The following is a 24,618-nucleotide window of genomic DNA, read 5'->3' on the forward strand; positions in this document are numbered from 1 at the left end:
TTGCCCCGCCGGGCACACGGCTGTGAGACTTCCGGGATGGAGACGTACGGGGGACGGCGCGGTCAGACCGAGCGGGACGCGATCACCGTCGAGATCGGGTACGCGCTGTTCAGCGCGGCGTTCGCGGCGGCGGTCGTCTCCGGGGCGGTCGCGGGCCCGGCGCTGCTGTTCCAACTGCCGTCCAGCGTGGAGCTTTTGCTCCTCCGCACCGCGATGGTGCTCGCGCCTGTCCTCTTCCTCGCCCGGATCGTCAGCGTGCTGGTCCGTTTCCGGAGCCGGAGTGCCGATGGTGCGCCCGGGGACGCGCCTCAGCCCAGCCAGCCTGGCCGCACCAGCCCCGACTCGTAGGCCAGCACGACGAGTTGGGCCCGGTCGCGGGCCCCCAGCTTGACCATGGTGCGGCTGACGTGGGTCTTCGCGGTGAGGGGGCTGACCACCAGACGGCGGGCGATCTCCTCGTTGGACAGGCCGACGCCGACCAGCGCCATCACCTCCCGTTCCCGCTCGGTGAGTTGGCCGAGGGCGTCGGCGGCGGCCGGTTCCTTGGAGCGGGCGGCGAACTCGGCGATGAGGCGGCGGGTCACGCCCGGCGAGAGCAGCGCGTCGCCCCCGACCACCGACCGTACGGCGCGCAGGAGTTCCTCCGGTTCGGTGTCCTTGACCAGGAAGCCGGAGGCGCCCGAACGGATCGCCTCGAAGACGTACTCGTCGAGTTCGAAGGTGGTGAGCATGATCACCTTCACGTCCGTCAGCCCGGGGTCCTCCGTGATGCGGCGGGTCGCCGCCAGGCCGTCCAGCTGGGGCATGCGGATGTCCATCAGGACCACGTCGGGGCGCAGTTCGCGCACCTTGCGCAGTGCTTCCTCGCCGTCGGAGGCCTCTGCGGCCACCTCGATGTCGGGCTGCGCGTCGAGCAGCGCCCGGAAGCCGGCCCGTACCAGTGACTGGTCGTCGGCGAGCAGTACGCGGATCACCGGTCCTCCTCCTTGGGCTTCACCTTCGCCGGCAGTACAGCCAGCACCCGGAACCCTCCGTCGGCACGCGGGCCCGCCTCGATCGTGCCACCCAGCGCTGCGGCCCGCTCCCGCATTCCGGCCAGCCCGTTGCCGCTGCCGCCCGCGTCGGCGCCGGTCGCGGGTCCGTCGTCGTCGATGCGCAGCCGTAGCGCGCCGCCGTCGTGATCGAGCCGCACCCGCGCGTGCCGTGAACCGGAGTGCCGTACGACGTTGGTGAGCGCCTCCTGGACGATACGGAAGGCCGCGAGGTCCGTTCCGGGGGCGAGCCGGGGAGGCTCCCCCTCGACCTCTACCGTGAGGCCCGCGCCCGCCGCCTGTTCCACCAGCTCGGGCAGCCGGTCAAGGCCGGGCGCCGGCGCGCGCGGCGCGTCCCCCGGCGCGCGGAGCGTGTCCAGGACCTGTCGGACCTCGCCGAGCGCCTCCTTGCTCGCGGCCTTGATGGTGGTGAGCGCGGTGCGTGCCTGCTCCGGGTCGGTGTCGAGGAGCGCGAGGCCGACGCCCGCCTGCACGTTGATGACCGAGATGCTGTGCGCCAGGACGTCGTGCAGCTCACGGGCGATCCGCAGCCGTTCCTCGTCCGCGCGCCGCCGCGCCGCCTGCGCGCGCTCGGCACGCTCCCGGGCCCACTGCTCGCGCCGGGTGCGGGCGAGTTCCGACACCGCGAGGATCAGCACCATCCAGGTGGCGACCACAACCTCCTGGCCCCAGGAGGCGCCGGAGTCCCCGGACGGCGGCAGCCACCGGTACAGCCAGTGCGCCACCAGCACATGCCCGGCCCAGAGCATCCCCAATGCCGCCCAGGCGGACCGGCGGTGCCCCGCGACGATGGCGTTGAAGCAGGCCAGCGCGACAGCGAGGAACACCGGCCCGTACGGGTAGCCCGCGCCCAGGTAGAGCATGGCGGCCGCCGCCGTGCCGAACACGACGAGCACCGGATGCCGCCACCGCCACAGCAGCAGGCCCGCGGCCAGGGCCAGCAGCACGCGTGCGAAGGCGTCGAGTGGGGCTCGCTCGCCGACCTGCTCGGCGGCCGCGTAGTTCGAGCCGGCGAGCACGAACACGGTGAACAGCACGGTGGAACGCCACGGCCACCGGGCACGCGGCTCCTCCGCGTCCCCGTGGCGCAGCCACGGCGGCCCGTGCCGCCACCCGTGCGGTGGGCCGGCCCCGCGTACGCGCTGCACGTCCATGTCCGCCACGCTAGACGCCGGGGGCGGTCGGCGGCGTCCGCCGGGCGCGGTGATCACGCGTACTCCCTGGGAAGTACGTGCCATTCCGAGCGGACGCGGTAGGACATCTCGCGGCGGCCGCCCGGCTCCACCCGGTCGAGCACGAAGCGGGGTTGACGCGGGCGGCCTGTCTCTACCGCGGATCCACCAGTCCCACTCCGTGGGCGAGTCGCGTCACCGCGTGCCGGAAGAACGGCTCGCGGTCCTCCACCACCCGGTTGAACTGCCCGAACAGCTCGAATCCGATCAGCCCGCCGAGCTGGGCCCAGGCCGCGACGAGCGCCGTGACCGTCTCGGGCGGGAGGTCCGGGGCGAGGTCGGCGGTCATCCGGTCGGCCTCGAGCCGCAGCTCGGCGGCGAGCGGGGGCTTGGTGACGCCGGGGCCCTGGTGAGCGTCGCGCAGGATGGCGATCAGGATGAGGCCGACGCGGGAGGCGGCCGGGACGGTGGTCTGCGGCGCGGTGTAGCCGGGAACCGGCGATCCGTAGATCAGCGCGTACTCGTGCGGGTGCCCGAGCGCCCACGCGCGCACCGCCTCGCAGACCGCCACCCAGCGCCGGACGGGCCCGGCGTCGGCGGCAGCGGCATGCGCGTGCTCCGCGGTCTCGCCAAGGGAGTCGTAGGCGTCGATGATGAGCGCGGTGAGCAGGTCGTCGCGGCTGGGGAAATAGCGGTACAGCGCGGAGGAGACCATGCCGAGTTCGCGGGCCACGGCACGCAGCGAGAGCTTGGCGGCGCCTTCGGCGGCGAGCTGTCTGCGCGCGGCGTCCTTGATGGCCGCGGTGACTTCGATCCTGGCGCGGGCTCGGGCGCCCTGTGCAGTGCTGCTCATGGACTCAGTGTTCCACGGAAGGAGAGCGGTGCACACATACAAGAGCACCGAGCAAAAAAGAGAGCGGCGCTCTTGCTTGCAGGACCGATCTCAGGCAGACTGTTCATCAAGCGAGAGCAGTGCTCACAAAAGTGAGCGGGGCTCTTCTCATTCCTTGGGGGTCTCCATGTCCACGCACGTCCAGAAGCCCGGCTGGTTCACCGTCAACGTCCTCAACCGTGCCGTGGCATGGATGACCCGCCGCGGCATCAGCGTCTGGGGCTCCCGGGTCCTGGCGGTGCGCGGCCGCAAGAGCGGCGAGTGGCGGACAACCCCCGTGAACCTGCTGACCGTGGACGGACAGCAGTACCTGGTCGCCCCTCGCGGTCACGTCCAGTGGACGCACAACATGCGTGCGGCCGGCGGCGGTGAACTCCGCCTCGGCAAGAGCGCGGACGCGTTCACCGCGACCGAGGTCACCGACGACGCCAAGGTCCCCCTGCTGCGCGCCTACCTCAAGCGCTGGAAGGCCGAGGTCGGTGTCTTCTTCAACGGCGTCGGCCCGGACTCGCCGGACGCCGACCTGCGCCGGATCGCCCCCGACCACCCGGTCTTCCGGATCACGGTCACGAGCTGACGTCGGCGGCGTCGGTGGGAGCCACCTGGCGCCGGTCCAGCGCCATCAGGGCACGCTGGGCCATCGGACGGGTGCGGATGATCTCGCCCAGCGACGTGGCGCCGCGGGTGATGTCCATGAACGCCTTCCAGACCGGGCGCACACCGGTGAGCCCCGCGTGGAACAGGCCGGGGCGCCGCTCGAACGCGGTCAGCAGCCGCTTCCCGACGCTCATCTCCACGCCGAGCCCGGCCTTGATCGCGAACGCGTAGTTCAGGGCCTGGCGGCGAGCGTCCACCGCGTCGTGCGCCTCAGCGATCCGCACCGCCCACTCCCCCGCCAGCCGGCCGGAGCGCAGCGCGAACGAGATGCCCTCGCGGGTCCACGGCTCCAGGAGTCCCGCCGCGTCCCCGCACACCAGCACCCGCCCGCGCGACAGCGGGGAGTCGTCGGCCCGGCAGCGGGTCAGGTGGCCGGACGAGATGCTCGGTTCGAAGCCGGCGAGGCCGAGCCGGCCGACGAAGTCCTCCAGGTACCGCTTGGTCGCGGCGCCTTCGCCGCGCGCGGAGATCACACCGACCGTCAGCGTGTCGCCCTTGGGGAACACCCAGCCGTAACTGCCGGGGATCGGCCCCCAGTCGATGAGCACCCGCCCCTTCCAGTCCTCGGCGACCGTCTCCGGCACCGGGATCTCCGCCTCCAGGCCGAGGTCCACCTGGTCGAGCTTCACGCCGACGTGCGCCCCTATACGGCTCGCACTGCCGTCAGCGCCGACGACCGCCCGCGCGAGCACCGTCTCGCCGCCCTGCAGGACCACCGCGACCGTGCGCCGGTCCGGCACGGCCGAGCCGTGCTGCTCGACCCGCTGGACGGCGACGCCCGTGCGCAGCTCGGCGCCCGCCTTCTGCGCGTGCTCGACCAGCTGATGGTCGAACTCGGGCCGGTTGATCAACCCGAACAACATCTGCTTGGAGCGGCGGGTGCGGGCGAAGCGGCCGTTGTGGGAGAACGTCACCGCGTGCACACGGTCCCGGAACGGCAGCTCGAAGCCGGGCGGCAGACAGTCGCGCGAGGGGCCGATGATGCCGCCGCCGCACGTCTTGTACCGGGGCAGCTCCGCCTTCTCCAGCAACAGCACGCGCCTGCCCGCGACCGCCGCCGCGTAGGCGGCCGAGGCCCCCGCGGGTCCCGCGCCCACCACGACGACGTCCCACACCCGCTGCACGTCGTCCGCCGAAGAGTCGTCCGCCGAAGGGTTCTCGCTGCTCACGATGGTCTACTGCTCCCGATCAAGCCGCTGCCGCACCTGTCCCTCCGCATCCTACGGCGGACGATCCCCCGGACCGCTGTGGGAGGATCTACGGCACTCATCGGTACAACGTCGCACCCACAAGGAGCGTGCCCATGTCGTCGAATCCGGTCGCCGAGACCGTCGCCTCGCTGATGCCGAGGGCGAAGGCGGAGCTCACCGAGCTGGTGGCCTTCAAGTCGGTGGCGGACTTCGACCAGTTCCCCCGGAGCGAGAGCGAGGGCGCCGCCCGCTGGGTCGCCGACGCGCTCACCGCCGAGGGCTTCGAGGACGTGGCGCTGCTCGACACCCCCGACGGCACGCAGTCGGTGTACGGCTACCTGCCCGGCCCCGCGGGCGCCAGGACGGTCCTGCTGTACGCCCACTACGACGTGCAGCCGCCGCTGGACGATGCCGCCTGGACCAGCCCGCCCTTCGACCTGACCGAGCGCGACGGCCGCTGGTACGGACGCGGGGCCGCCGACTGCAAGGGCGGCGTGATCATGCACCTGCTCGCGCTGCGCGCACTCAAGGCCAACGGCGGCGTCCCGGTGCACGTCAAGGTCATCGCCGAGGGCTCCGAGGAGCAGGGCACGGGCGGCCTGGAGCGGTACGCCGAGGAGCACCCCCAGCTTCTGGAGGCCGACACCATCGTCATCGGCGACGCGGGCAACTTCCGGGTCGGCCTGCCGACGGTCACCTCCACCCTGCGAGGCATGACGCTGGTCCGCGTCCGGATCGACACGCTCGAAGGCAACCTGCACTCGGGCCAGTTCGGCGGCGCCGCCCCCGACGCGCTCGGCGCCCTGATCCGCGTACTCGACTCGCTGCGCGCCGAGGACGGCTCGACCACTGTGGACGGGCTCACGCCTCAGACGTCCTGGGACGGGTTGCAGTACGACGAGGAGCAGTTCCGCCAGGACGCCAAGGTGCTGGACGGCGTGCGACTGATCGGCTCCGGCACGGTCGCCGACCGCATCTGGGCACGCCCCGCCGTCACGGTCCTCGGCATCGACTGCCCGCCGGTGGTCGGCGCCACCCCGTCGGTGCAGGCGAGCGCCCGCGCGCTGATCAGCCTGCGCGTGCCGCCGGGCCTCGACGCCGCCGAGGCCACCAAGCTGCTCCAGGCCCACCTGGAGACGCACACTCCGTGGGGCGCCCGGGTGCACACCGAACACATAGGCCAGGGCCAGCCGTTCAGCGCGGACACCACCAGCCCGGCGTACGCCGCGATGACCGAGGCGATGGCGGTCGCGTACCCCGGCCAGGAGATGCAGTACGCCGGCCAGGGCGGCTCCATTCCCCTGTGCAACACCCTCGCCGCCCTCTACCCGCACGCGGAGATCCTCCTCATCGGCCTGAGCGAGCCGGAGGCCCAGATCCACGCGGTGAACGAGAGCGTGTCCCCGCAGGAGCTGGAGCGCCTCTCGGTGGCGGAGGCACTGTTCCTGCGCAACTACGCGGCGGGCTGAGCAGGCCTTCCGCGTCTGCTGTCGGCAGAGGGCCCTCGTCACGGGACGGGGGCCCTTCCTACGGTCGTCCCATGGACGTCATCGAGCTCCTCCTCCCGCGCCTGCACCTTCTGCGCTTCCCGGTCGGCCAGGCCCATGCCTGGCGTGACGGCGACGAGTCGAGGCCGATCGACACCGGACCCGCGGGTTCCGGAGCACCGATCGCCGAACTCGCCTCCGCTCCGGGGCGCGTACGGCGGATCGTGCCGACCCACTTCCACGAGGACCACGTGGGCGGCGCCGCCGAACTGGCGGCGACGACCGGCGCCGAGGTGCTGGCCCACCGCCTGGACGCACCCGTCGTACGGGGTGAGGTCCCCGGTCCCCGCCGACGTTCGAGGACTGGGAGCGCCCCTTGCACGCCAAGGCCGTACGACAGCTGCCCCGGGGTGAGTTCGCGCGGCCGCCACAGGTCACCGAGCTGTCCGACGGCGGCCTCCTCGACTTCGGCGGCGGAGCACACGTCGTACCCGGCCACACGCACGGCAGCATCGCGATCCGTCTCCCACGACACGGCGTGCTCTTCACGGGAGACGCCGTCGCCGCGTCCCCGGTCGACGGGGCCGTGATGCTCGGCGTGTTCAACCTCGACCGGGACCAGGCCGCCGCCTCCTTCCGGCGGCTGGCGGCGCTGGACCCGGACCTGGCTTGTTTCGGCCACGGCGCCCCGGTGACCGGGCAGGCCTCGGCCGTCCTTCGCAAGTCGGCGGACGGATACCCGGCTTCGCCGCCTCGACGATCCGGCCGGGGTGCATGACCGCGACCCGCTGCGCCGCCCGGGCACGCCGACATCCGCGACGTCGCCATGAGCGGCGGGGATCCCACCACGGATCAGCCGACCGGGATTCCGGCCTCCAGATACATCGCCGCGCCGCGCTCCCGCGCCCGCAGGGCCCACCGCAGCCGTTCGTAGCGGACGGGCGGCAGCAGGTCGGCGGCCTCCTGCTCGGTGGCGAAGCGCCAGCCGCGCAGCTCGGGGCCGGGAAGGAGGAGGCGCGCGGCGTCGGCGGAGTCGAGCCGGCCGCCCTCGAAGAGGAGGCGCAGTCCTCCGTAACCCGGGGGTACGGGGGGCTCCCAGTCGACGACCAGGAGCCGGGGTACGTCGTCCAGGCGGATCCCGGTCTCCTCCTCGACCTCGCGCATGCCGGCGCGGGCGGGCGCCTCGCCGGGTTCGACGACGCCGCCGGGAAACTCCCAGCCGGCCTTGTAGGTGGGGTCCACGAGAAGCACCCGGTCCTGCTCGTCGAAGAGCAGGACACCCGCGGCGAGGGTCTCGGCGGTGGGCTCGGGCGTCTGCACGATGTCGCACGCGGGCACGGTCCCGGCGCTGACGGCCTCCGCGATCCGGGCGGCGGTCTCGTACGGCGTGAGGGCACCGCTGTCGATGGGGTGGGCGTCGGCGGTGAGCCAGGAGGCGAGGGCGGTCTTGTACGGCTCGATGTGGTCGTACGCCCACTGCCGTTGCCGTATCTCGCCGTCGGGGAGGTCGGGCGGGATCTCCCGCCCGGCTATTCGCTCACGCAGGATCGTTTCCGCCGGGGCGAGCAGGACATGCCGGACGGCGATCCGGCGCGCGGCCAGGCCACCGAAGATCTCGTCCCGGTAGTCCTGGCGCAGCAGGGTCATGGGGACCACCAGGGTCCCGCCCAGCTCGGCGAGCATCGCGGCCGCCGTGTCGATCACGAGCCGTCGCCAGATCGGCAGGTCCTGGAAGTCGCCGACCTCGGCGAGGTGTTTGGGCGGCAGCAGGTGCCAGAGCGCTCCGCCGATGACCTCGGGGTCGAAGAGCGTGCTGTTCGGGATCAGTTCGATCAGTTCCCGTGCGGTGGTGGTCTTCCCCGCACCGAACGCGCCGTTGACCCAGACGATCACGTTTCCCCCTCTGCTACCGGCCCCCTGAGGCTTGCCCGCTCCACCCTGCCATGGAAACCAGCCGCAGTTGAGGGCGCACGAGGGGGCGCCGGCGCCCCCTCCTCGCGGGGGGACCGGCGCCACGGCCCTGCTGTGCCGTACCTCGTCAGCCGTTCTGCCCGAGGACACCCTTTTCCACGTCGGCCAGGCTGTCGCTGGCGACGGTCTGGTCGAGGGTGCTGAGAGTCTTGTCGACGTCCAGGTCACCCAGCTCCTCGCCCAGGGCGTGGGACGGGGAGACCGCCGCGACGACGAAGCCGGTGGCGAGGGAGGCGATGGCGAGCATGCTGCGCTTCTTCATACCGGCTTCAACGGGGGAACGGTCGCGGGGGTCACGCCCCGCGCCGAAGTGATCGGGGCAGGGACGGAAGTCGCCGCCGAGGGGCTCGCCCGACGGCGCCGGGCCCGCCGCGCAGGCGTCGTACCAGGTCGTCGGCGGCTGAGGGCCACTCGGCGTAGCCGAAGGCGAAGCCCGCTTCGAGCAGGCGCGCCGGGGTCACCCGGCGGCTCTTCAGCAGGAGTTCGGTGTCCGAGCGCAGCACGAACGCGCCGATCTCGGCCATCCACTTCGTCGCGGGCAGACCTGCCGGAACACGCCAGGCGGAGCGCAGTTCGCGCATGAACGCGCGCTGCGGCAGCGGCCCGGGAGCGGCGAGGTTCACCGGCCCGTCGATGTCGTCGCGGTCGATCAGGAACTCGACCGCGCGCACGAAGTCAAGGTCGTGGATCCAGGACACGTACTGGGCGCCGCCCGCGACCGGACCGCCGAGCCCCAGCCGCACCAGCCACGACAGGACGTCGAAGACGCCGCCGCGGTCGGGGCTCATCACCATGGCCGAGCGCAGGGCGACCTTGCGGGTGTGCGGGGTTTCGGCCCGCTGCTGGGCCAGTTCCCAGTTCCTGGCGATCTCGACGCTGTAGGCCCAGTAATCAGGTACGTCGGGCTCCTCACCCCCGATCACACCCGTCAACTCGTCGTTCGGCGCGTCGAAGCGGTGGGCGTAGACGGTGGCCGTACTCATCTGGAGCCACACCCGTGGCGGCCGCAGGGCGGCCTCGATCGCCTCGCCCACGACCTGCGTGGAACGCACCCGCGAATCCATCATGGCCCGCAGGTTGGCCTCGGTGTAGCGGCAGCTGACGCTGCGACCGGCCAGGTTGATCACGACGTCGCTGCCGTCGATCTCCTCGGCCCACGCGCCAGGTGTCTCCCCGTCCCAGGCGACCTCGCGGTCCCGCCGCGGCCGTCGGGTCAGGACGACGACCTCGTGGCCCGCGGCGGTCATCGCGCGGTCGAGGACCGTGCCGACCTGTCCGGTTCCTCCGGGTATCACGATCTTCATGGGGCTCCCCCTTCGAGTGGGGCAAGCCTAGCGAAAAGTTGAACGTGTTCAAAACTCTTGTGCGGCGTTATCCCGGAGCCCGCCGACCCTCGTGCGTCGGCGGGCTCCCGAGAAACGTTCCTGCTGAGTGCGTCAGACTCCCGCCGCAGTCGCAGTCGCAGCCGCGTCCGCCCGCCTGGCGAGCGCCGCCGCGGCCGCCCCCACCAGCCCGGCGTCGGTGCCCATCTGGGCCGGCGTCACCGTCAGGCGCTGGACGAAGGACAGGGTCGCGTAGTCGGTCAGCGCCTTGCGCAGGGGCGTGAACAGCACGTCGCCCGCCTTGCCCACGCCGCCGCCGATGACGACGACGTCGATCTCGACGAGGGTCGCGGTGGCCGCGATCCCGGCGGCCAGCGCCTGGGCGGCCCGCTTGAAGGAGGCCACGGCGATCGGGTCGCCGGAGCGGGCGGCGGCGGCCACCGCGGCGGCGGAGGCGTCACCGTCCGGGCCGGGCCGCCAGCCGTTCTCGATCGCCCGCCGGGCGATGTTGGGGCCGCTGGCGATCCGCTCCACACAGCCGCGCGAGCCGCACGGGCACGAGTCGCCGTCCAGGTCGACGCTGATGTGGCCGATGTGGCCGGCGTTGCCGGTCGGCCCCGGGTGCAGCCGGCCGCCGAGGACCAGGCCGCCACCGACACCGGTCGAGACCACCATGCACAGGGCGTTGTCGTGACCGCGGGCCGCGCCCTGCCAATGCTCGGCGGCCGTGATCGCGACGCCGTCGCCGATCAGCTCGACGGGCAGCCCCCCGGCCGCGGCCCGCACCCGCTGGACCAGGGGGTAGTCGCGCCAGCCGGGCACGTTCACCGGGCTCACCGTGCCCGTGGTGGCGTCCACCGGGCCCGCGCTGCCGATGCCCAGCGCCGTGGCGCGTCCCCACAGTGGCGACGCGGCCAGCTCGCCGATCACCTTCTCGACGGCCCGCATGACGGTCTCGCCGTCCTCCCGCGCGGGCGTGGGGCGCTGCGCGCGGGCCTGGATCCGGCCGCGGCCGTCGACCAGCGCCCCGGCGATCTTGGTGCCGCCGATGTCGAGCGCGGCCACGAGGTCGGTGTGCATCAGTGTCGGATCTCCCCGTCAGACATGAGAACAGCCTTGAGAACAACCAAGAGGAAACAGCAGGCCGGTTCGCGGTGGGGCGCAGGCCGGAGATTGCGCTGGACAGTGTCTCCCGCATCTGACAACGTTGTCCAGGTTCTATGCTCGACGCCACACCCTCATACACCATCATGGATCGACGCCATCCCCGTGGACGGCAGGACAGGACACCGCATCGTGCCCGAGACCCACAGCCGAGCAGACCGCTCCTCAGGGAGCCGCTACGGCAACCGTCCGACGATGAAGGACGTGGCCGCGCGGGCCGGGGTCGGGCTGAAGACGGTCTCGCGGGTGGTCAACGGGGAGCCGGGGGTCACGCCGGAGACGGAAAGCCGCGTACAGGAGGCCATCGACGCGCTGGGCTTCAGGCGCAACGACAGCGCGCGGGTGCTGCGCAAGGGCCGCACCGCCAGCATAGGACTGGTCCTGGAGGACCTCGCGGACCCGTTCTACGGCCCGCTCAGCCGCGCCGTCGAGGAGGTGGCCCGCGCCCACGGAGCGCTGCTGATCAACGGTTCCAGCGCGGAGGACCCGGAGCGCGAGCAGGAGTTGGTGCTCGCCCTGTGCGCGCGGCGGGTCGACGGGCTGGTGGTGATTCCGGCCGGTGACGACCACCGCTATCTGGAGCCCGAGTTGAAGGCGGGCGTCGCGACGGTGTTCGTGGACCGCCCCGCCGGGATGGTCGATGCCGATGTCGTGCTGTCGGACAACTACGGCGGTGCCCGCGACGGCGTGGCCCACCTCATCGCGCACGGGCACCGGCGGATCGGGTTCATCGGCGACATGCCCCGCATCCACACCGCCGCCGAGCGGCTGCGCGGCTACCGGGCCGCCATGGAGGACGCGGGGATAGCGGTGGAGGACTCCTGGACGTCCCTGGGCGTCACCGACCCCGGGCGGGTGCGGCGGGCGGCCGAGGAGATGCTGGCCGGACCCTCCCCCGTCACCGCGATCTTCGCGGGCAACAACCGGGTGACGGTCACCGTGATCCGCGTCCTCGCCGAACAGTCCCGGCGTATCGCCTTCGTGGGCTTCGACGACATCGAGCTCGCCGATCTGCTCCAGCCCGGCGTCACGGTCGTCGCCCAGGACGCGGCGACGCTGGGCCGTACGGCCGCCGAGCGTCTCTTCCGCCAGCTGGACGGCACCCTGCTCACCCCGGAGCGGATCGAGCTGCCGACCCGGCTGATCACCCGCGGCTCGGGCGAGCTGCCGCCGACGGACTGAGCAGCCCATGGAGAACCGCACACTCGAAGCACTCGGCCTGGGCGAGGCAGCACGCAATCAGCCGCTGCTCTACCCGGGAGCCTGGCCGCGGGAGTCCGGGCTCCTCGACGGGGACCACTTCCTCCCCCTCGACCACCTCGTGCACGAGGACCGCTCCCCCGTCCTCGCGGTCGGCTCCAACGCCAGCCCGGGCCAACTCCGGCACAAAATGGTCGAGGCCCGGATCGCCTCTCCTCTCCCGATGGTCAAGGCGACGGTCACCGGCATCGACGTGGGCGTCTCCGCCCACGTCAGCCGCATGGGATACGTGTCCGCGTCGCCCGTCGACGCGCCGGACGCCGTACGGGAGTTGTTCGTCATCTGGCTCGACGCCGAGCAACTCGCGGTGGTCGATTCGAGCGAGGGCGTACCGCTGCCGAACGGCAACTACGGCCGGGCCTGGCTGTCCGCCCCCGAGGTGCGGATCGAGCCGGCGCCCGGGGTGGTCCTCCCGGGCGTGTACGCGTACGTCAACCGCCACGGCGTGCTGCACGACGGTACCGGCACCGGTACCCCGCGCACGCACCCGGGCCAGCGGGCGCTGCTCACCGAACTCCTCGTGGGATCGGCCCGGTTGAGGGAGCTGTTCGGGGTCACGCCCGAGGAGTTCAGCGCGCGGGCCCGTGCCGACCGGCGGCTGTGCGAGCGGGGTACGCGGCTGTTCAAGGACGAGAAGCGGGTGACGGCTTCCGGTCTGGAACAGCACGTACGCGTTCAGCAGACCGGGAGCCCCGGGACCGGCTCGTCGTTGTCGCCGCCCTTGAGGTAGACGTCGCTGACGTAGACGTTCGTGTTGCCGCTGTCGTCGTCCGTCTTCGCCCACCAGACGTTGGTCCACTCACCGGACGTCTCGCGGCGGCCCAGGTTCTCCTGGCAGTAGAAATAGTTGGTACCCGCGTTGAGGACGCCGACCTCGGTGCCGGAGGCGGTGTACGACTTGGCGGTGCGCCAGACCTCGCAGTTGTACTTGCCGCCGCCTATGGACTGGCAGGAAGAGGCCGGGGGAGTCGCCGTATCGCCACCGCCTGTCGTGCCGCCTCCGCCCGTCGTGCCGCCGTCACCGGAACCACCGCCGGAGGTACCGCCGTCGGTGCCGCTCCCCGAGGTCTCGGCCGGGGAGGACGTGGTGGCCCGGCCGGTGGGCGCGGTGTCGGTCCTGCCGCCCGGTGCCTTGGTCGTCGTCGGGGTCTCGTCGCCGCCCTGTTCGCTCGGCTTGGAGTCGTCCGAGCGGCCGTCCGCGGCCCGGCCTGCGGCCGAGGCGGAGCCCGCGACGGAGGTGGCGGACGAGGTGGGCCGCGTCCCGGCTTCGGCGTCCCCCTGGTCGTTCAGCAGCGCCACTGTGGCCCCGGCCGTGGCGAGGACGACGGCGACGGCCGCGGCGGCGAGAAGGGCGCGGCCCTTGCGGCGGGGTGGAGCGGGGGTGGCCATCGCGCCGGTAGGAGGCGAGGTCCCGGGCGTGGCCGCGGAGACCGGACCGGACGGCGGCGAGGAACCGGGAAGTACGTTGCCCGGCACCCCCGGCATCGCTCGCTCCGCGCCCCCGAAGCCCGGCGCGGCCGTTGCCGCAGCCTCCCCGGGACCCGACCGGGGCGTTCCGGCCCCGCCCTGCCCAGCGGGACCGAACCCCGACGTGCCGCTCGCCGCAGCCTCCGCAGAACCCCACCCAGGCGCTCCAGCACCATCCCCACCAGCGGACCCCAACCCGGACGTGCCGCTCGCCGCAGCCTCCGCAGAACCCCACCCAGGCGCTCCAGCACCGTCCCGCCCAGCGGGACCCGACCCTGGCGTGGCCATTGCCGCAGCTTCCGCGGGGCCGAGGCCCGCCGCGCCGGACCCGCCCTGCTCCACCGGACCGGATCCCGGCGTACCGGCCCCGTCGCGCTCCCCGGAGCCGGGCCCTTGTTCCACGGGCGCTGTCGTCCCCGGCGGCCCGAAGGCCGGCGGTGCGGCCGGAACGGCCCGCCTCGTGGCCTCCTGCCCAGGCGCGGCGCCCGCCGCACTCCGCAAGGTCGTCGTCGGCGCGTCCGTACCGCCCGGGTCCGCGGCCGCCTGCAACAGTTCGCGCGCCTCGTCCGCCTCCGGGCGGGACTCGGGGCGCTTGTCCAGCAGCCGTTGGAGGACGGGCCCCAGCCGACCGGCGCGGCGGGGTTCTGGCAGGGGCTCGGTGACGATGGCGGTGAGGGTGGAGAAGGTGGACGTACGGCGGAAGGGCGAGGCGCCCTCGACCGCGGCGAACAGTGTGGCGCCGAGGGCCCAGATGTCGGAGGCGGGGCCCGGGTCGGCGCCTTGGGCGCGTTCGGGTGCCAAGTAGTCCAGGGAGCCGACGAGTTCGCCGCTGCGGGTGAGGTGGGTGGCCGAGCCGTCGTCCGGGTCCTCCATGGTGGCTATGCCGAAGTCGGTGAGGAGGACACGGCCCGAGCGGTCGAGGAGGATGTTGCCGGGCTTCACGTCGCGGTGCAGGACACCGGCGCGGTGGGCGGCGGCCAGCGCGTCCATGACCTCGGCGCCGATCCCGGCCACCTCGTGCGCGTCGAGGGTGCCGCGCTCACGCAGGACGTCGTCCAGGGACGGCCCGTCCACCAGCTCCATGACGATCAGCGGACGGCCGTCGACCTCGGTGACGTCGTGCACGGCCACGACGCCGGGGTGCCGCACCCGGGCCGCCGCACGGGCCTCGCGCTGCATCCGCAGCCGCAGCCCGGCGAGTTCGGACCCGTCGGCGTCCGTGTACGTCCGCAGTTCCTTGACGGCGACCTCACGCCCGAGCACCTCGTCGACGGCCCGCCACACCACGCCCATACCGCCGCGCCCGAGCTGCGCCACGACCCGATAACGCCCGGCCAGCACCCGCCCGACCCCGTCCGCCTGTCCGTACTCCCCCGAAGACACCGCTGCTCCGATCCTGTGACCCGTCCGTGCGTGCCGTACACCCTACGGGGCAGGAGTGACAACACCGGCCGACAGTGACCGCTGTGACAGGTCCGCTACTTCCCGGACACCGTGAGGTCCCCCCGCCTGGGCGCCGCGAAGCCCTCCAGGTCGGCGCGGGTCAGGCCGGACAGGCGGGCGACCTCGGCGATGTCGAGGGCGCCGCAGTCGAGGCCGCGCAGGAGGTAGCCGCCGAGGGCCTTGGCGGTGGCGGGCTCGTCCATGACGTCGCCGCCGACGCGGCCCGCGTAGCGGGCGAGGCGGGCGGCGGCCTGTTCGAAGCCCTCGCGGTAGAAGGCGAAGACGGCCGCGTAGCGGGTCGGGATGTGGCGGGGGTGCATGTCCCAGCCCTGGTAGTAGGCGCGGGCCAGGGCGCGGCGGGTTAGGCCGTAGTGGAGGCGCCAGGCGTCGTGGACCTTGGCGGTCGTGCCGACCGGGAGCACGTTCGTCGAGCCGTCCGACACGCGTACGCCCGTCCCCGCGGCCGCGACCTGCATGATCGCCTTGGCGTGGTCGGCGGCCGGGTGGTCGCTGGCCTGGTAGGCGGCGGACACGCCCAGGCAGGCGCTGTAGTCGAAGGTGCCGTAGTGCAGCCCGGTGGCGCGGCCCTCGGCCGCCTGGATCATGCGGGCGACCGTGGCGGTGCCGTCGGTGGCGAGGATGGACTGGCTGGTCTCGATCTGGATCTCGAAGCCGATCCGGCCGGGCTCGAGGCCGCGCGTCTTCTCGAAGGCCTCCAACAGCCGGACCATGGCGGTGACCTGCTCGGGATACGTCACCTTCGGCAGGGTCAGGACCAGTCCGCCGGGCAGGCCGCCGGCCTCCATCAGGCCGGTGAGGAAGATGTCGAGCGTGCGGATGCCCCGGTCGCGGACGGCCGCCTCCATGCACTTCATGCGGATGCCCATGTACGGCGCCGCCGTGCCGTTCCCGAACGCCTCGGCGATCAGACGCGCGGCCCGGGCGGCCGTCGCGTCCTCCTCGGCGTCCGGGCGGGGGCCGTAGCCGTCCTCGAAGTCGACGCGCAGGTCCTCGACGGGCTCGTGCTCCAGCTTGGCGCGGACGCGCGAGTAGACCGGTCCGGCGAGTTCGTCGGACAGGCCCAGGACCGCGGCGAAGGAGGCGGCGTCCGGGGCGTGTTCGTCGAGGGCGGCGAGGGCCTGGTCGCCCCAGGAGCGGATGGTGTCGGCGGCGAAGGCGTCGCCGGGGACGTACACGGTGTGGACGGGTTGCCGGGTGCCGGGGTCTCCCGGGTAGCGGCGCTCCAGTTCGGCGTCGACCGGGGCGAGGGAGGCGCTGATCTCCTCGCTGACGGCGCCCGCGAGGCTCGTCGCCACCTGCTCCTGCTGGCCCTGACCCATCCCACATCCTCCCGTTTTCCGCAGTACGGAATCAACAATCCGTAGAACGAAGCTATCGGTGGAACTTCCCGCTGGTCAACACCCATCCGCACCGTGATCCGTCGGGCCGCTCCCGCCCCTACGCCTTCTTCCGCACGACAGGGCTCATCCCTCATCCTGACTCGCGGGGGGAGGGAATCGCGTGTCGGACGTGAAGAGAGTGACCCGCCGGGCGGGCCTGCGGACGGTGGTGGCCGCCACCATGACCGCGCCCCTGTTCACCAGCGCGCCCGTCTCCGCCCTTCGCAGCGGGAACCGCAGGCTGGAGGTGATGAGCCTCAACCTCCGTTTCGCAAGCACCAGGGAACCCAACAGCTGGGCCGCCCGCCGTCCGGTGCTGCGCGCGCTGTTACGCCGCGAGGCCCCCGCGGTCCTCGGCACCCAGGAGGGCCTCTACCAGCAGCTGCGCGACATCGAGAGCGACCTCGAACCCAACTACGACTGGATCGGCACCGGCCGCGCGGGCGGCAGCCGCGACGAGTTCATGGCGGTCTTCTACGACACCCGCCGACTCGCCCCTCGGGAGTACGACCACTTCTGGCTCTCCGACACCCCGGACGTGATCGGCTCGAACACCTGGGGCGGCGCATCCATCCGCATGGTGACCTGGGTCCGCTTCCGCGATCTGCTCGACCGGGACCGGGAGTTCTACGTCCTGAACACGCACCTCGACAACGCCAGTGAGTACGCACGCGCGCGTGCCGCGTCCCTGACCACCGAGCGGATCGGCGGGCTCGACCGGACGCTCCCGGTCCTGGTGACCGGCGACTTCAATGTCGCCGCCCACAAGAACGCGGTCTACGACACGATGCTGGAAGCGGGCTTGGTCGACACCTGGGACGGCGCGGCCGAGCGGAGCAGGCTGTACGGGACCTTCCACGGCTACCAGCCGTTGACGCCCGAGGGCGACCGCATCGACTGGATCCTCGCTTCGTCCGGCGTCACGACCCACCGCGCCTCGATCAACACCTTCGCGCTGAACGGGCAGTTCCCGAGCGACCATCTCCCGGTGCAGGCGTCCCTGACCCTGGGATGAGGCGAGGCTTGGATGAGCCGAGGCCCCCGCCACCGCTCGGAAGCGGTGACGAGGGCCTCGTAAGCCCTGCGCGGGATCAGCCCTTGCGGGTGTTGATCTCCTCGGTGAGCTGGGGGACGACGTCGAAGAGGTCGCCGACCACGCCGTAGTCGACGAGGTCGAAGATCGGGGCCTCGGCGTCCTTGTTGACCGCCACGATCGTCTTGGAGGTCTGCATGCCGGCCCGGTGCTGGATGGCGCCGGAGATGCCGGAGGCGATGTACAGCTGCGGGGAGACGGACTTGCCGGTCTGGCCGACCTGGTTGGTGTGCGGGTACCAGCCCGCGTCGACGGCGGCGCGGGAGGCGCCGACGGCCGCGCCGAGGGAGTCGGCGAGGGCCTCGATGATGGCGAAGTTCTCGGCGCCGTTGACGCCGCGGCCGCCGGAGACCACGATCGCGGCCTCGGTCAGCTCTGGACGGCCGGTCGACTCGCGCGGGGTGCGGGCGGTGACCTTGGTGCCGGTGGCCTGCGCGGAGAAGGACACCTCCAGGGCCTCGACCGCGCCGGCGGCCGGCGCCGGCTCCACGGCCACGCTGTTGGGCTTGACGGTGATGACCGGGGTGCCCTTGGCGATGCGGGACTTGGTGGTGAACGAGGCCGCGAACACCGACTGGGTGGCCACCGGGCCCGCCTCGCCGGCCTCCAGGTCGACGGCGTCGGTGATGATGCCGGAGCCGATGCGCAAAGCGAGCCGGGCGGCGATCTCCTTGCCCTCCGCCGAGGACGGCACCAGCACGGCGGCCGGGGACACGGCGGCCACCGCGGCCTGCAGCGCGTCCACCTTCGGGACGACCAGGTAGTCGGCGTACTCGGCGGCCTCATGCGTGAGAACGCGGCTCGCGCCGTGCTCGCCGAGGACGGCGGCGGTGTCGGCGGCGCCGTTGCCCAGGGCGACGGCGACCGGCTCGCCGATGCGGCGGGCCAGGGTCAGCAGCTCCAGGGTGGGCTTGCGGACGGCGCCGTCCACGTGGTCGACATAGACGAGAACTTCAGCCATGGGAATGCTCTCCTGCGGATTGCGAAGTCTGAGGGGCGGTAAGGGGGGTGGGCCTTAGATGAACTTCTGGCCCGCGAGGAACTCGGCGAGCTGCTTGCCGCCCTCGCCCTCGTCCTTGACGATCGTCCCGGCGGTGCGCGCCGGGCGCTCGGTCGCGGACTCGACGACCGTGTAGGCGCCCTCCAGACCGACCTCCTCGGCCTCGATGTCGAGGTCCGACAGGTCCCAGGCCTGCACCGGCTTCTTCTTCGCCGCCATGATGCCCTTGAAGGACGGGTAGCGCGCCTCACCCGACTGGTCGGTCACCGACACCACCGCCGGCAGGGACGCCTCCAGCTGCTCGGTGGCGGAGTCGCCGTCCCGGCGGCCCTTCACCACCCCGTCCTCCACCGTGACCTCGGACAGCAGCGTCACCTGCGGCACACCCAGGCGCTCGGCCAGCAGCGCCGGCACGACACCCATGGTGCCGTCGGTGGAGGCCATACCGGAGATCACCAGGTCGTAGCCGGCCTTCTCGACCGCCTTCGCCAGCACCAGCGAGGTGCCGATGGCATCCGTGCCGTGCAGGTCGTCGTCCTCGACGTGGATCGCCTTGTCCGCGCCCATCGACAGCGCCTTGCGCAGCGCGTCCTTGGCATCCTCCGGACCGACGGTCAGCACGGTGACCTCGACGTCGTCATCGGAGTTCTCGGAGATCTGCAGCGCCTGCTCGACCGCGTACTCGTCCAGCTCGGAGAGCAGACCGTCCACGTCGTCCCGGTCGACGGTCAGGTCATCGGCGAAGTGCCGGTCGCCAGTGGCGTCGGGCACGTACTTCACAGTGACAACGATCCTCAAGCTCACGCCGGCTCTCCTACTGCATCGTCAGTTTTCGGCTGCCTACTTGCTGGCAGCATAGGCGCCCCAAGCGGCCGATTCCGGTCGGGGCCATCCGCGCTCCGACCGAAATATTACTCGTCAGTACACCTAGTTCGTTCCCGCTAAGCAAGCGCTTTGAACTGTGACCTTCGCAACGCAGCGTAATCGGAAATCGACGGCTTCGCAGAAGGGCGGCGAGCCGATCAGTCGCGCAGCCCGTGGAACCGACCCTGGTGGTACAGCAACGGGCGGCCCGGGCCCGTGGAGTCGCCGAGGACGACCTCGGCCAGCACCAGACGGTGGTCGCCGGCCGGCACCCGGGCGGCGATCCGGCACAGCAGCCAGGCCTGGACGTCGTCGAGGACGGGGACGCCCTCGGGGCCCTCGCGCCAGGCGGTCGCCGTGCCGAAGCGGTCGGCGCCGCTGCGGGCGAAGGTTGCGGCCAGGCCCTGCTGGTGCTCGCCGAGTATGTGCACCCCGACATGGTCGGTCTCGGCCACCGCGGGCCAGCTGGAGGCGCCGGTGCCTATGCCGAAGGAGAGCAGCGGGGGATCGGCGGAAACCGAGGTGAGGGAGGTGGCGGTGAATCCGACGGGGCCGGCGTCACCGCGGGCGGTGATCACGGCGACTCCCGCCGCGTGCCGCCGGAAAACCGAGCGGAGCAGGTCGGGCGAGGCGAGCCGGGCGGCGTCGAGGTCGGGCGTGGCCGTCATGGAGCTGTCCTTCTGCGAGGAGTGGCGTGGGCGTCCGTGGCTGCTCAACAGCCCGGACAGCGCGCGCTCGCGGTGCGGGTTAGGTCGACGTGGACCCGCCCGAAGAGAAGGAGTTCCGAAGGCATACGGTCAGGCTGACGATAGGTGGTGCACACAGTCAAGTACGTCCCGGCATGTGGGAGATGCCTCACCCCGGCCCCCTGCCCTCACACCGCCTCCCCCAGCGCGGCGATCACGTCGGCTTTGCGCGGCTGCCCGACGGCCCGTCGCACGACCCGGCCGTCGGCGTCCAGGACCAGCACGGTCGGAGTCTTGAGGATGTCGAGTTCCCGGACGAGCTCCAGCCGCTCCTCGGCGTCGATCTCGACGTGGGTCACGCCCGGGACCATGCCGGCCACCTCGCCGAGGACCCGTCGGGTGGCCCGGCAGGGGGCACAGAAGGCGCTGGAGAACTGGACGAGCGTGGCACGCTCGCCGAGCGGGCCGCCGAGTTCGGCCACACCGAGCCGTTTTCCGTCGTCGCGCCCTCGCACCCGTACCCTCCCGCTCCGCCGCCGATGCAGCACTCCGTATGCGCTCGCCACCGCGAGCACCGCCACGCACACCACAAGTCCGGTCATCCTCTGCACAAGCATTCACACGACTGCAAAGATTCCCGCCTCCCCTGAACCCGTCCGCTGCGGAATCCTTGGTTCCCATGGACATCGATGCAAGGGGGCCGCGCTTCGGGGCAGCCGTGACGACCGTCGTGTTGGCGGTCGTACTAGTCACGGGGAGCGCCTGGCTGCTGGCCTGGCAGACGCTGGCGTTCGCATTCGGCGCGGCGGGCGGGGTGGGCCGCTCGCCGTACGGCTGGCTGTTCCGCAAGGCCGTGCGGCCCCGAATCGGGCCGCCCACCGAGTTCGAGGCGCCCGAGCCGCCGAGGTTCGCCCAGGCGGTGGGGCTGGTCTTCGCGGGCGTGGGCCTCGCCGGCTACGCCCTGGGCCTGGAGTGGCTGGGGCTCGCCGCCACGGGGGCCGCGCTCGCCGCCGCCTTCCTGAATGCCGCCTTCGGGTACTGCCTGGGGTGCGAGATGTACCTGCTTGTACGAAGGGCGACGGCGGGCGCGGAGTAATGACGCCGCAAAACCCCGAGGTGTGGGTCACTTGGGGGAAGTGACGAGAATCTCTCCGTGGACGGGCACCAGGACTGGCTCCCCGTCCGTTCTTGGGGCACCATCTGCGAGATGCCGTAAACCTACGGCTGCGTAGCTTTCCCGCCGGGAGCTCCCTTTTCCCAGGCAGAGAAGGAAGGGTCCACTCCGTCCATGGCAGAGCTTGTCTACCGCCCCGTCGTCGGTCTCGCCCAGGCGTTGTTCAAGGCGTGGGACCTCAAGATCGACTGCAAGGGTTCGGAGAACTTCCCGCGCTCTGGCGGTGCCGTGCTGGTGAGCAACCACATCAGCTACCTGGACTTCATCTTCAGCGGGCTCGCGGCACTCCCGCAGAAGCGTCTCGTGCGCTTCATGGCGAAGGAGTCCGTCTTCCGCCACAAGGTCTCCGGCCCGCTGATGCGCGGGATGAAGCACATCCCGGTGGACCGCAACCAGGGCGAGACGGCGTACGCCCACGCGCTGGACTCGCTCAGGTCCGGCGAGATCGTGGGCGTCTTCCCGGAGGCGACCATCTCGCCGTCGTTCACGCTGAAGAGCTTCAAGTCGGGCGCCGCGCGCATGGCCCAGGAGGCGGGCGTACCGCTGATCCCGGTGGCGCTGTGGGGCACCCAGCGGCTGTGGACCAAGGGGCACCCGCGCAACTTCAAGCGCAGCCACATCCCCATCACCATCCGCGTCGGCGAGGTGATCGAGGCCTCCCGCGACAAGTACGCGGGCGCGATCACCCGGCAGGTGCGCGAGCGGGTGAACGAGCTGCTGGAGGCGGCCCAGCGCGCCTACCCGGTCCGCCCCAAGGACGCGGACGACACCTGGTGGATGCCGGCCCACCTCGGCGGCACCGCCCCGACCCCGGAGCAGGTCCGCGAGGCCGAGGCGCGCTGAGCCCGCACGCTCCGCCGAGGCGGCTCAGGACACCGGGGACCCGACCGCGATCCGTGCTCCGGGACTGAACTTCTCCAGCAGCTCGGCGAGTTCGGTCGCCGCCGCCTCGACGTCGGCGACCGGCATCGGCGCCAGGCTCTCCAGCAGGAAGATCCCGGACGCGGTGTCCTCGGTGAGCCGGGTGCGCGGGCCCTGTCGCCAGTTCCAGCGGCGGCAGGTCACGCCCGCGTCGTCGCGCCACACCACCTCGCCGGCGTCGGGATGTTCGACGGCCTCCTCGCCGCCGGCGACGGTCACGAAGTCCTCCTCCCCGGTGGCCCGCACGAGGCGCATGCCTCCCTCGATGCGGTCGACGTCCTCGCCGCCGACAGGGATCAGGTGGGCGACGCTGATCGCGTTGTAGAGGTCGACCAGCAGGTTGATCCGGGGCAGCCCGCCCTCCGACAGGGCCCTCTTCGCCAGCGCCTCCGCCGAGTTGCGCGTCCGGGAGGGCTTTGACCCGAACGCCGTGTAGACCTCGCGCCAGGCCCCCATGTGCGCGTCCTCGTGCGGGGCACGCCCCTCCAGGCGGGCGGCGAGCCGACGGGCCGCGTCGTCGAGGAGGGCGGAACTGCCGTCGGTACTGGGCCCGTTGACGAGGCCGTGGGCCTCGATCGCGATGTGTGTGAAGCCGGGCGCGAGGAGGCGCACCTCGTCGGACACGGTCAGGGTGAGAGTCATCGCCTGCCTCAGAGTGCGGTGGGGAGCGTCTTCCAGAGGTACGGCCGGTCGGGGGCGGCCCGGAGGGCGCCGAGGACGGCCGGATGCGGTTCAGCGTACAGGACCGGATAGTCCAGCTCATTGGACTCCGGGTCGGGCATGAAGGCCAATCGTTCGCCGTCGAGGGAGAACTGCGCGTTCACTCCGGGCTTGTTGCCCCGGGGATCCTGTCGATGCCAGGCGCCGTTGAAGCGCACGGCGACCAGGCCGTGCACCACATCCAGCTTCTGGTAGCACAGGGCTGTCGGGATGTCCTCGGCGCGCAGGAGCGCGGCCAGCGCGTGCGCCTTGGCGTAGCAGATACCGGTGCCCTGTTCCAGGACGTCGGAGGCCCGCCAGGTGACGCGGAGATCGCCGCTGTCGGCCGAGTGCGGGATGGTGTCGCGCACGAACTCGAATGCCAGGCGCGCATAGGCATACGAATCTTCGGCCTCCTTGGCGAGACGCGCGGCCATGTCACGCACGAGCGGGTGACCATGGTTGATGACCTCGTCGGCGGCCAGGTATGCGGACAGGTCGGGGGTGTTCTGGATCAGCTCCATGCCCGCAGAGCATAGGAATGCGATCACCCACCAGTCAATGACTTTTCATGTGATCGCATATCTATGCACCGCTCGACCGCTCTGTGGCTAGCGCGCCATCTCCTCCTTCACCGCCCCCACGAACGCGTCCACGTCCTCCTCCGTCGTGTCGAAGGCGCACATCCAGCGCACGACACCCGCTGACTCGTCCCAGAAGTAGAACCGGAACCGCTCCTGCAGACGCGCGCTCACATCGTGCGGCAGCTTGGCGAAGACCCCGTTGGCCTGCACCGGGTAGAGGATCTCCACGCCGTGCACGGCCCGGACGCCCTCGGCGAGCCGCTGGGCCATCTCGTTGGCGTGGCGGGCGTTGCGCAGCCACAGGTCCCTGGCGAGCAGGGCCTCCAACTGCACGGACACGAAGCGCATCTTGGAGGCGAGCTGCATGGACAGCTTGCGCAGGTGCTTCATGTGGCTCACGGCGTCCTGGTCGATGACGACGACCGCCTCGCCGAACAGGGCGCCGTTCTTCGTGCCGCCCAGGGAGAGGATGTCGACGCCGACCGCGTTGGTGAACGTCCGCATCGGGACGTCCAGCGAGGCCGCCGCGTTGGCGATGCGGGAGCCGTCCAGGTGGACCTTCATGCCGTGCGCGTGGGCGTGCTCGCAGATCGCCCGGACCTCGTCGGGCGTGTACAGCGTGCCCAGTTCCGTGCTCTGGGTGATCGAGACGACCTGAGGCATCGCGCGGTGCTCGTCCTCCCAGCCGTACGCCTGCCGGTCGATCAGGTCGGGGGTGAGCTTGCCGTCGGGCGTGGGCACGGTGAGCAGCTTGAGGCCGCCCATGCGCTCGGGGGCGCCGCCCTCGTCGACGTTGATGTGCGCGCTCTCGGCGCAGATCACCGCGCCCCAGCGGTCGGTGACCGCCTGGAGCGCGACGACGTTGGCACCGGTGCCGTTGAAGACCGGGAACGCCTCGGCCGTGGCCCCGAAGTGGCTGCGGACGATCCGCTGGAGGTTCTCGGTGTAGTCGTCCTCGCCGTACGCGACCTGGTGCCCGCCGTTGGCCAGGGCCAGGGCGGCGAGCACCTCCGGGTGGGCCCCGGCGTAGTTGTCGCTGGCGAATCCGCGGACGTCCGGGTCGTGGTGGCGCCGGGCGTCGGTCTTCGGCGGGTTCATTGCCTCTCGGGTCACAGCTTCT

Annotated in this window: 25 protein-coding genes and 1 pseudogene; 9 read left to right on the forward strand and 17 right to left on the reverse strand. The window is 72.0% G+C overall.

Features of this window, described 5'->3' with window-relative positions:
- The first annotated feature begins 36 nt into the window (after positions 1-36).
- The gene (locus ACFYO2_RS06505; protein ID WP_388344890.1) at positions 37-348 is read left to right on the forward strand and encodes a DUF6332 family protein; all 312 of its coding nucleotides are present in this window, start codon (positions 37-39) and stop codon (positions 346-348) included.
- Here the strand turns inward: ACFYO2_RS06505 and ACFYO2_RS06510 are convergent.
- The 3 genes from ACFYO2_RS06510 to ACFYO2_RS06520 form a co-directional block, all read right to left on the reverse strand.
- Positions 309-974 carry a response regulator gene (locus tag ACFYO2_RS06510; RefSeq protein ID WP_388344893.1) on the reverse strand — a complete coding sequence of 222 codons (666 nt, stop codon included), beginning with the start codon at positions 972-974 and terminating at the stop codon, positions 309-311. The two genes, ACFYO2_RS06505 and ACFYO2_RS06510, sit on opposite strands and share 40 nt — an antisense overlap.
- Complete coding sequence (locus tag ACFYO2_RS06515; RefSeq protein ID WP_388344896.1) at positions 971-2,206, reverse strand: sensor histidine kinase; 1,236 nt, start codon at positions 2,204-2,206, stop codon at positions 971-973. Before ACFYO2_RS06515 ends, ACFYO2_RS06510 begins: the two co-directional genes overlap by 4 nt.
- A gap of 172 nt (positions 2,207-2,378) precedes the next feature.
- Positions 2,379-3,077: a TetR/AcrR family transcriptional regulator gene (locus tag ACFYO2_RS06520; protein WP_388344899.1), complete on the reverse strand. Its 699-nt coding sequence runs from the start codon at positions 3,075-3,077 to the stop codon at positions 2,379-2,381.
- 166 nt (positions 3,078-3,243) lie between these two features.
- Here ACFYO2_RS06520 and ACFYO2_RS06525 point away from each other — a divergent pair, with 166 nt between their 5' ends.
- Positions 3,244-3,693, forward strand: coding sequence for a nitroreductase family deazaflavin-dependent oxidoreductase (locus ACFYO2_RS06525; protein ID WP_388344902.1), 450 nt, complete (start codon positions 3,244-3,246; stop codon positions 3,691-3,693).
- On the opposite strand, the gene ACFYO2_RS06530 is transcribed toward ACFYO2_RS06525, so the two are convergent.
- Positions 3,683-4,942: a geranylgeranyl reductase family protein gene (locus tag ACFYO2_RS06530; RefSeq protein WP_388344905.1), complete on the reverse strand. Its 1,260-nt coding sequence runs from the start codon at positions 4,940-4,942 to the stop codon at positions 3,683-3,685. The two genes, ACFYO2_RS06525 and ACFYO2_RS06530, sit on opposite strands and share 11 nt — an antisense overlap.
- A 134-nt stretch (positions 4,943-5,076) precedes the next feature.
- Here ACFYO2_RS06530 and ACFYO2_RS06535 point away from each other — a divergent pair, with 134 nt between their 5' ends.
- Positions 5,077-6,432 carry a dipeptidase gene (locus tag ACFYO2_RS06535; protein WP_388344907.1) on the forward strand — a complete coding sequence of 452 codons (1,356 nt, stop codon included), beginning with the start codon at positions 5,077-5,079 and terminating at the stop codon, positions 6,430-6,432.
- Between the two features lie 71 nt (positions 6,433-6,503).
- Positions 6,504-7,228: pseudogene (locus ACFYO2_RS06540) on the forward strand (MBL fold metallo-hydrolase).
- 74 nt (positions 7,229-7,302) lie between these two features.
- Here ACFYO2_RS06540 and ACFYO2_RS06545 read toward each other — a convergent pair.
- The 4 genes from ACFYO2_RS06545 to ACFYO2_RS06560 form a co-directional block, all read right to left on the reverse strand.
- A complete protein-coding gene (locus ACFYO2_RS06545) occupies positions 7,303-8,343 on the reverse strand; it encodes an NUDIX domain-containing protein (protein WP_388344910.1) in 1,041 nt (346 codons plus the stop codon).
- Between the two features lie 145 nt (positions 8,344-8,488).
- A complete protein-coding gene (locus tag ACFYO2_RS06550; RefSeq protein ID WP_388344912.1) occupies positions 8,489-8,683 on the reverse strand; it encodes a hypothetical protein in 195 nt (64 codons plus the stop codon).
- Between the two features lie 31 nt (positions 8,684-8,714).
- Positions 8,715-9,725: a TIGR01777 family oxidoreductase gene (locus ACFYO2_RS06555; RefSeq protein WP_388344915.1), complete on the reverse strand. Its 1,011-nt coding sequence runs from the start codon at positions 9,723-9,725 to the stop codon at positions 8,715-8,717.
- Between the two features lie 132 nt (positions 9,726-9,857).
- Positions 9,858-10,823: an ROK family protein gene (locus tag ACFYO2_RS06560; protein WP_388344917.1), complete on the reverse strand. Its 966-nt coding sequence runs from the start codon at positions 10,821-10,823 to the stop codon at positions 9,858-9,860.
- A gap of 216 nt (positions 10,824-11,039) precedes the next feature.
- On the opposite strand from ACFYO2_RS06560, the gene ACFYO2_RS06565 reads away from it, so the two are divergent.
- Positions 11,040-12,089: a LacI family DNA-binding transcriptional regulator gene (locus tag ACFYO2_RS06565; protein WP_388344920.1), complete on the forward strand. Its 1,050-nt coding sequence runs from the start codon at positions 11,040-11,042 to the stop codon at positions 12,087-12,089.
- 7 nt (positions 12,090-12,096) lie between these two features.
- Positions 12,097-12,897, forward strand: coding sequence for a hypothetical protein (locus ACFYO2_RS06570; RefSeq protein WP_388344923.1), 801 nt, complete (start codon positions 12,097-12,099; stop codon positions 12,895-12,897).
- On the opposite strand, the gene ACFYO2_RS06575 is transcribed toward ACFYO2_RS06570, so the two are convergent.
- Both ACFYO2_RS06575 and ACFYO2_RS06580 read right to left on the reverse strand, forming a co-directional pair.
- Positions 12,843-15,017, reverse strand: coding sequence for a protein kinase (locus tag ACFYO2_RS06575; protein WP_388344926.1), 2,175 nt, complete (start codon positions 15,015-15,017; stop codon positions 12,843-12,845). The two genes, ACFYO2_RS06570 and ACFYO2_RS06575, sit on opposite strands and share 55 nt — an antisense overlap.
- Before the next feature lie 95 nt (positions 15,018-15,112).
- Positions 15,113-16,417 (reverse strand): DUF6986 family protein, encoded by a 1,305-nt coding sequence (locus ACFYO2_RS06580; RefSeq protein ID WP_388344929.1) that lies wholly within the window; start codon positions 16,415-16,417, stop codon positions 15,113-15,115.
- A 241-nt stretch (positions 16,418-16,658) separates the two neighbouring features.
- Here ACFYO2_RS06580 and ACFYO2_RS06585 point away from each other — a divergent pair, with 241 nt between their 5' ends.
- Entirely contained in the window at positions 16,659-17,492 is an 834-nt protein-coding gene (locus ACFYO2_RS06585; protein ID WP_388346069.1) for an endonuclease/exonuclease/phosphatase family protein, read from the forward strand.
- 76 nt (positions 17,493-17,568) lie between these two features.
- Here the strand turns inward: ACFYO2_RS06585 and ACFYO2_RS06590 are convergent, their stop codons facing one another.
- The 4 genes from ACFYO2_RS06590 to ACFYO2_RS06605 form a co-directional block, all read right to left on the reverse strand.
- Positions 17,569-18,531 (reverse strand): electron transfer flavoprotein subunit alpha/FixB family protein, encoded by a 963-nt coding sequence (locus tag ACFYO2_RS06590; protein WP_388344932.1) that lies wholly within the window; start codon positions 18,529-18,531, stop codon positions 17,569-17,571.
- Between the two features lie 54 nt (positions 18,532-18,585).
- On the reverse strand, positions 18,586-19,374 hold the full coding sequence (locus ACFYO2_RS06595; RefSeq protein ID WP_388344935.1) for an electron transfer flavoprotein subunit beta/FixA family protein: 789 nt from the start codon (positions 19,372-19,374) through the stop codon (positions 18,586-18,588).
- Between the two features lie 218 nt (positions 19,375-19,592).
- Positions 19,593-20,102, reverse strand: a complete 510-nt coding sequence (locus tag ACFYO2_RS06600) for a flavin reductase family protein (RefSeq protein ID WP_388344937.1) — start codon at positions 20,100-20,102, stop codon at positions 19,593-19,595.
- Positions 20,103-20,308: 206 nt separating this feature from the next.
- Positions 20,309-20,722, reverse strand: coding sequence for a TlpA family protein disulfide reductase (locus ACFYO2_RS06605; RefSeq protein WP_388344940.1), 414 nt, complete (start codon positions 20,720-20,722; stop codon positions 20,309-20,311).
- 77 nt (positions 20,723-20,799) lie between these two features.
- Between ACFYO2_RS06605 and ACFYO2_RS06610 the strand changes: the two genes are divergently transcribed.
- Both ACFYO2_RS06610 and ACFYO2_RS06615 read left to right on the forward strand, forming a co-directional pair.
- Positions 20,800-21,216 (forward strand): DUF4395 domain-containing protein, encoded by a 417-nt coding sequence (locus ACFYO2_RS06610; RefSeq protein WP_388344943.1) that lies wholly within the window; start codon positions 20,800-20,802, stop codon positions 21,214-21,216.
- Positions 21,217-21,408: 192 nt separating this feature from the next.
- Positions 21,409-22,137 (forward strand): lysophospholipid acyltransferase family protein, encoded by a 729-nt coding sequence (locus ACFYO2_RS06615; RefSeq protein WP_388344946.1) that lies wholly within the window; start codon positions 21,409-21,411, stop codon positions 22,135-22,137.
- 24 nt (positions 22,138-22,161) lie between these two features.
- Here the strand turns inward: ACFYO2_RS06615 and ACFYO2_RS06620 are convergent, their stop codons facing one another.
- From ACFYO2_RS06620 to ACFYO2_RS06630, 3 genes are all read right to left on the reverse strand, one after another.
- Positions 22,162-22,857, reverse strand: coding sequence for a B3/4 domain-containing protein (locus ACFYO2_RS06620; RefSeq protein WP_388344948.1), 696 nt, complete (start codon positions 22,855-22,857; stop codon positions 22,162-22,164).
- 8 nt (positions 22,858-22,865) lie between these two features.
- The gene (locus ACFYO2_RS06625; RefSeq protein WP_388344951.1) at positions 22,866-23,438 is read right to left on the reverse strand and encodes a transglutaminase domain-containing protein; all 573 of its coding nucleotides are present in this window, start codon (positions 23,436-23,438) and stop codon (positions 22,866-22,868) included.
- 87 nt (positions 23,439-23,525) lie between these two features.
- On the reverse strand, positions 23,526-24,596 hold the full coding sequence (locus ACFYO2_RS06630) for a threonine aldolase family protein (protein ID WP_388346071.1): 1,071 nt from the start codon (positions 24,594-24,596) through the stop codon (positions 23,526-23,528).
- Positions 24,597-24,618: the final 22 nt, after the last annotated feature.

This window comes from Streptomyces sp. NPDC006602 (assembly GCF_042870385.1).
Taxonomy (GTDB): Bacteria; Actinomycetota; Actinomycetes; order Streptomycetales; family Streptomycetaceae; genus Streptomyces.

What these genes read in the sequence shown, in the direction of transcription:
- ACFYO2_RS06605 (WP_388344940.1), bottom strand. Translation starts at nt 20,722, where the DNA reads ATGACCGGACTTGTGGTGTGCGTGGCGGTGCTCGCGGTGGCGAGCGCA.
- ACFYO2_RS06610 (WP_388344943.1), top strand. Translation starts at nt 20,800, where the DNA reads ATGGACATCGATGCAAGGGGGCCGCGCTTCGGGGCAGCCGTGACGACC.
- ACFYO2_RS06600 (WP_388344937.1), bottom strand. Translation starts at nt 20,102, where the DNA reads ATGACGGCCACGCCCGACCTCGACGCCGCCCGGCTCGCCTCGCCCGAC.
- ACFYO2_RS06590 (WP_388344932.1), bottom strand. Translation starts at nt 18,531, where the DNA reads ATGGCTGAAGTTCTCGTCTATGTCGACCACGTGGACGGCGCCGTCCGC.
- ACFYO2_RS06550 (WP_388344912.1), bottom strand. Translation starts at nt 8,683, where the DNA reads ATGAAGAAGCGCAGCATGCTCGCCATCGCCTCCCTCGCCACCGGCTTC.
- ACFYO2_RS06580 (WP_388344929.1), bottom strand. Translation starts at nt 16,417, where the DNA reads ATGGGTCAGGGCCAGCAGGAGCAGGTGGCGACGAGCCTCGCGGGCGCC.
- ACFYO2_RS06630 (WP_388346071.1), bottom strand. Translation starts at nt 24,596, where the DNA reads ATGAACCCGCCGAAGACCGACGCCCGGCGCCACCACGACCCGGACGTC.
- ACFYO2_RS06555 (WP_388344915.1), bottom strand. Translation starts at nt 9,725, where the DNA reads ATGAAGATCGTGATACCCGGAGGAACCGGACAGGTCGGCACGGTCCTC.
- ACFYO2_RS06560 (WP_388344917.1), bottom strand. Translation starts at nt 10,823, where the DNA reads ATGCACACCGACCTCGTGGCCGCGCTCGACATCGGCGGCACCAAGATC.
- ACFYO2_RS06515 (WP_388344896.1), bottom strand. Translation starts at nt 2,206, where the DNA reads ATGGACGTGCAGCGCGTACGCGGGGCCGGCCCACCGCACGGGTGGCGG.
- ACFYO2_RS06525 (WP_388344902.1), top strand. Translation starts at nt 3,244, where the DNA reads ATGTCCACGCACGTCCAGAAGCCCGGCTGGTTCACCGTCAACGTCCTC.
- ACFYO2_RS06505 (WP_388344890.1), top strand. Translation starts at nt 37, where the DNA reads ATGGAGACGTACGGGGGACGGCGCGGTCAGACCGAGCGGGACGCGATC.
- ACFYO2_RS06570 (WP_388344923.1), top strand. Translation starts at nt 12,097, where the DNA reads ATGGAGAACCGCACACTCGAAGCACTCGGCCTGGGCGAGGCAGCACGC.
- ACFYO2_RS06520 (WP_388344899.1), bottom strand. Translation starts at nt 3,077, where the DNA reads ATGAGCAGCACTGCACAGGGCGCCCGAGCCCGCGCCAGGATCGAAGTC.
- ACFYO2_RS06585 (WP_388346069.1), top strand. Translation starts at nt 16,659, where the DNA reads ATGACCGCGCCCCTGTTCACCAGCGCGCCCGTCTCCGCCCTTCGCAGC.
- ACFYO2_RS06620 (WP_388344948.1), bottom strand. Translation starts at nt 22,857, where the DNA reads ATGACTCTCACCCTGACCGTGTCCGACGAGGTGCGCCTCCTCGCGCCC.
- ACFYO2_RS06625 (WP_388344951.1), bottom strand. Translation starts at nt 23,438, where the DNA reads ATGGAGCTGATCCAGAACACCCCCGACCTGTCCGCATACCTGGCCGCC.
- ACFYO2_RS06535 (WP_388344907.1), top strand. Translation starts at nt 5,077, where the DNA reads ATGTCGTCGAATCCGGTCGCCGAGACCGTCGCCTCGCTGATGCCGAGG.
- ACFYO2_RS06615 (WP_388344946.1), top strand. Translation starts at nt 21,409, where the DNA reads ATGGCAGAGCTTGTCTACCGCCCCGTCGTCGGTCTCGCCCAGGCGTTG.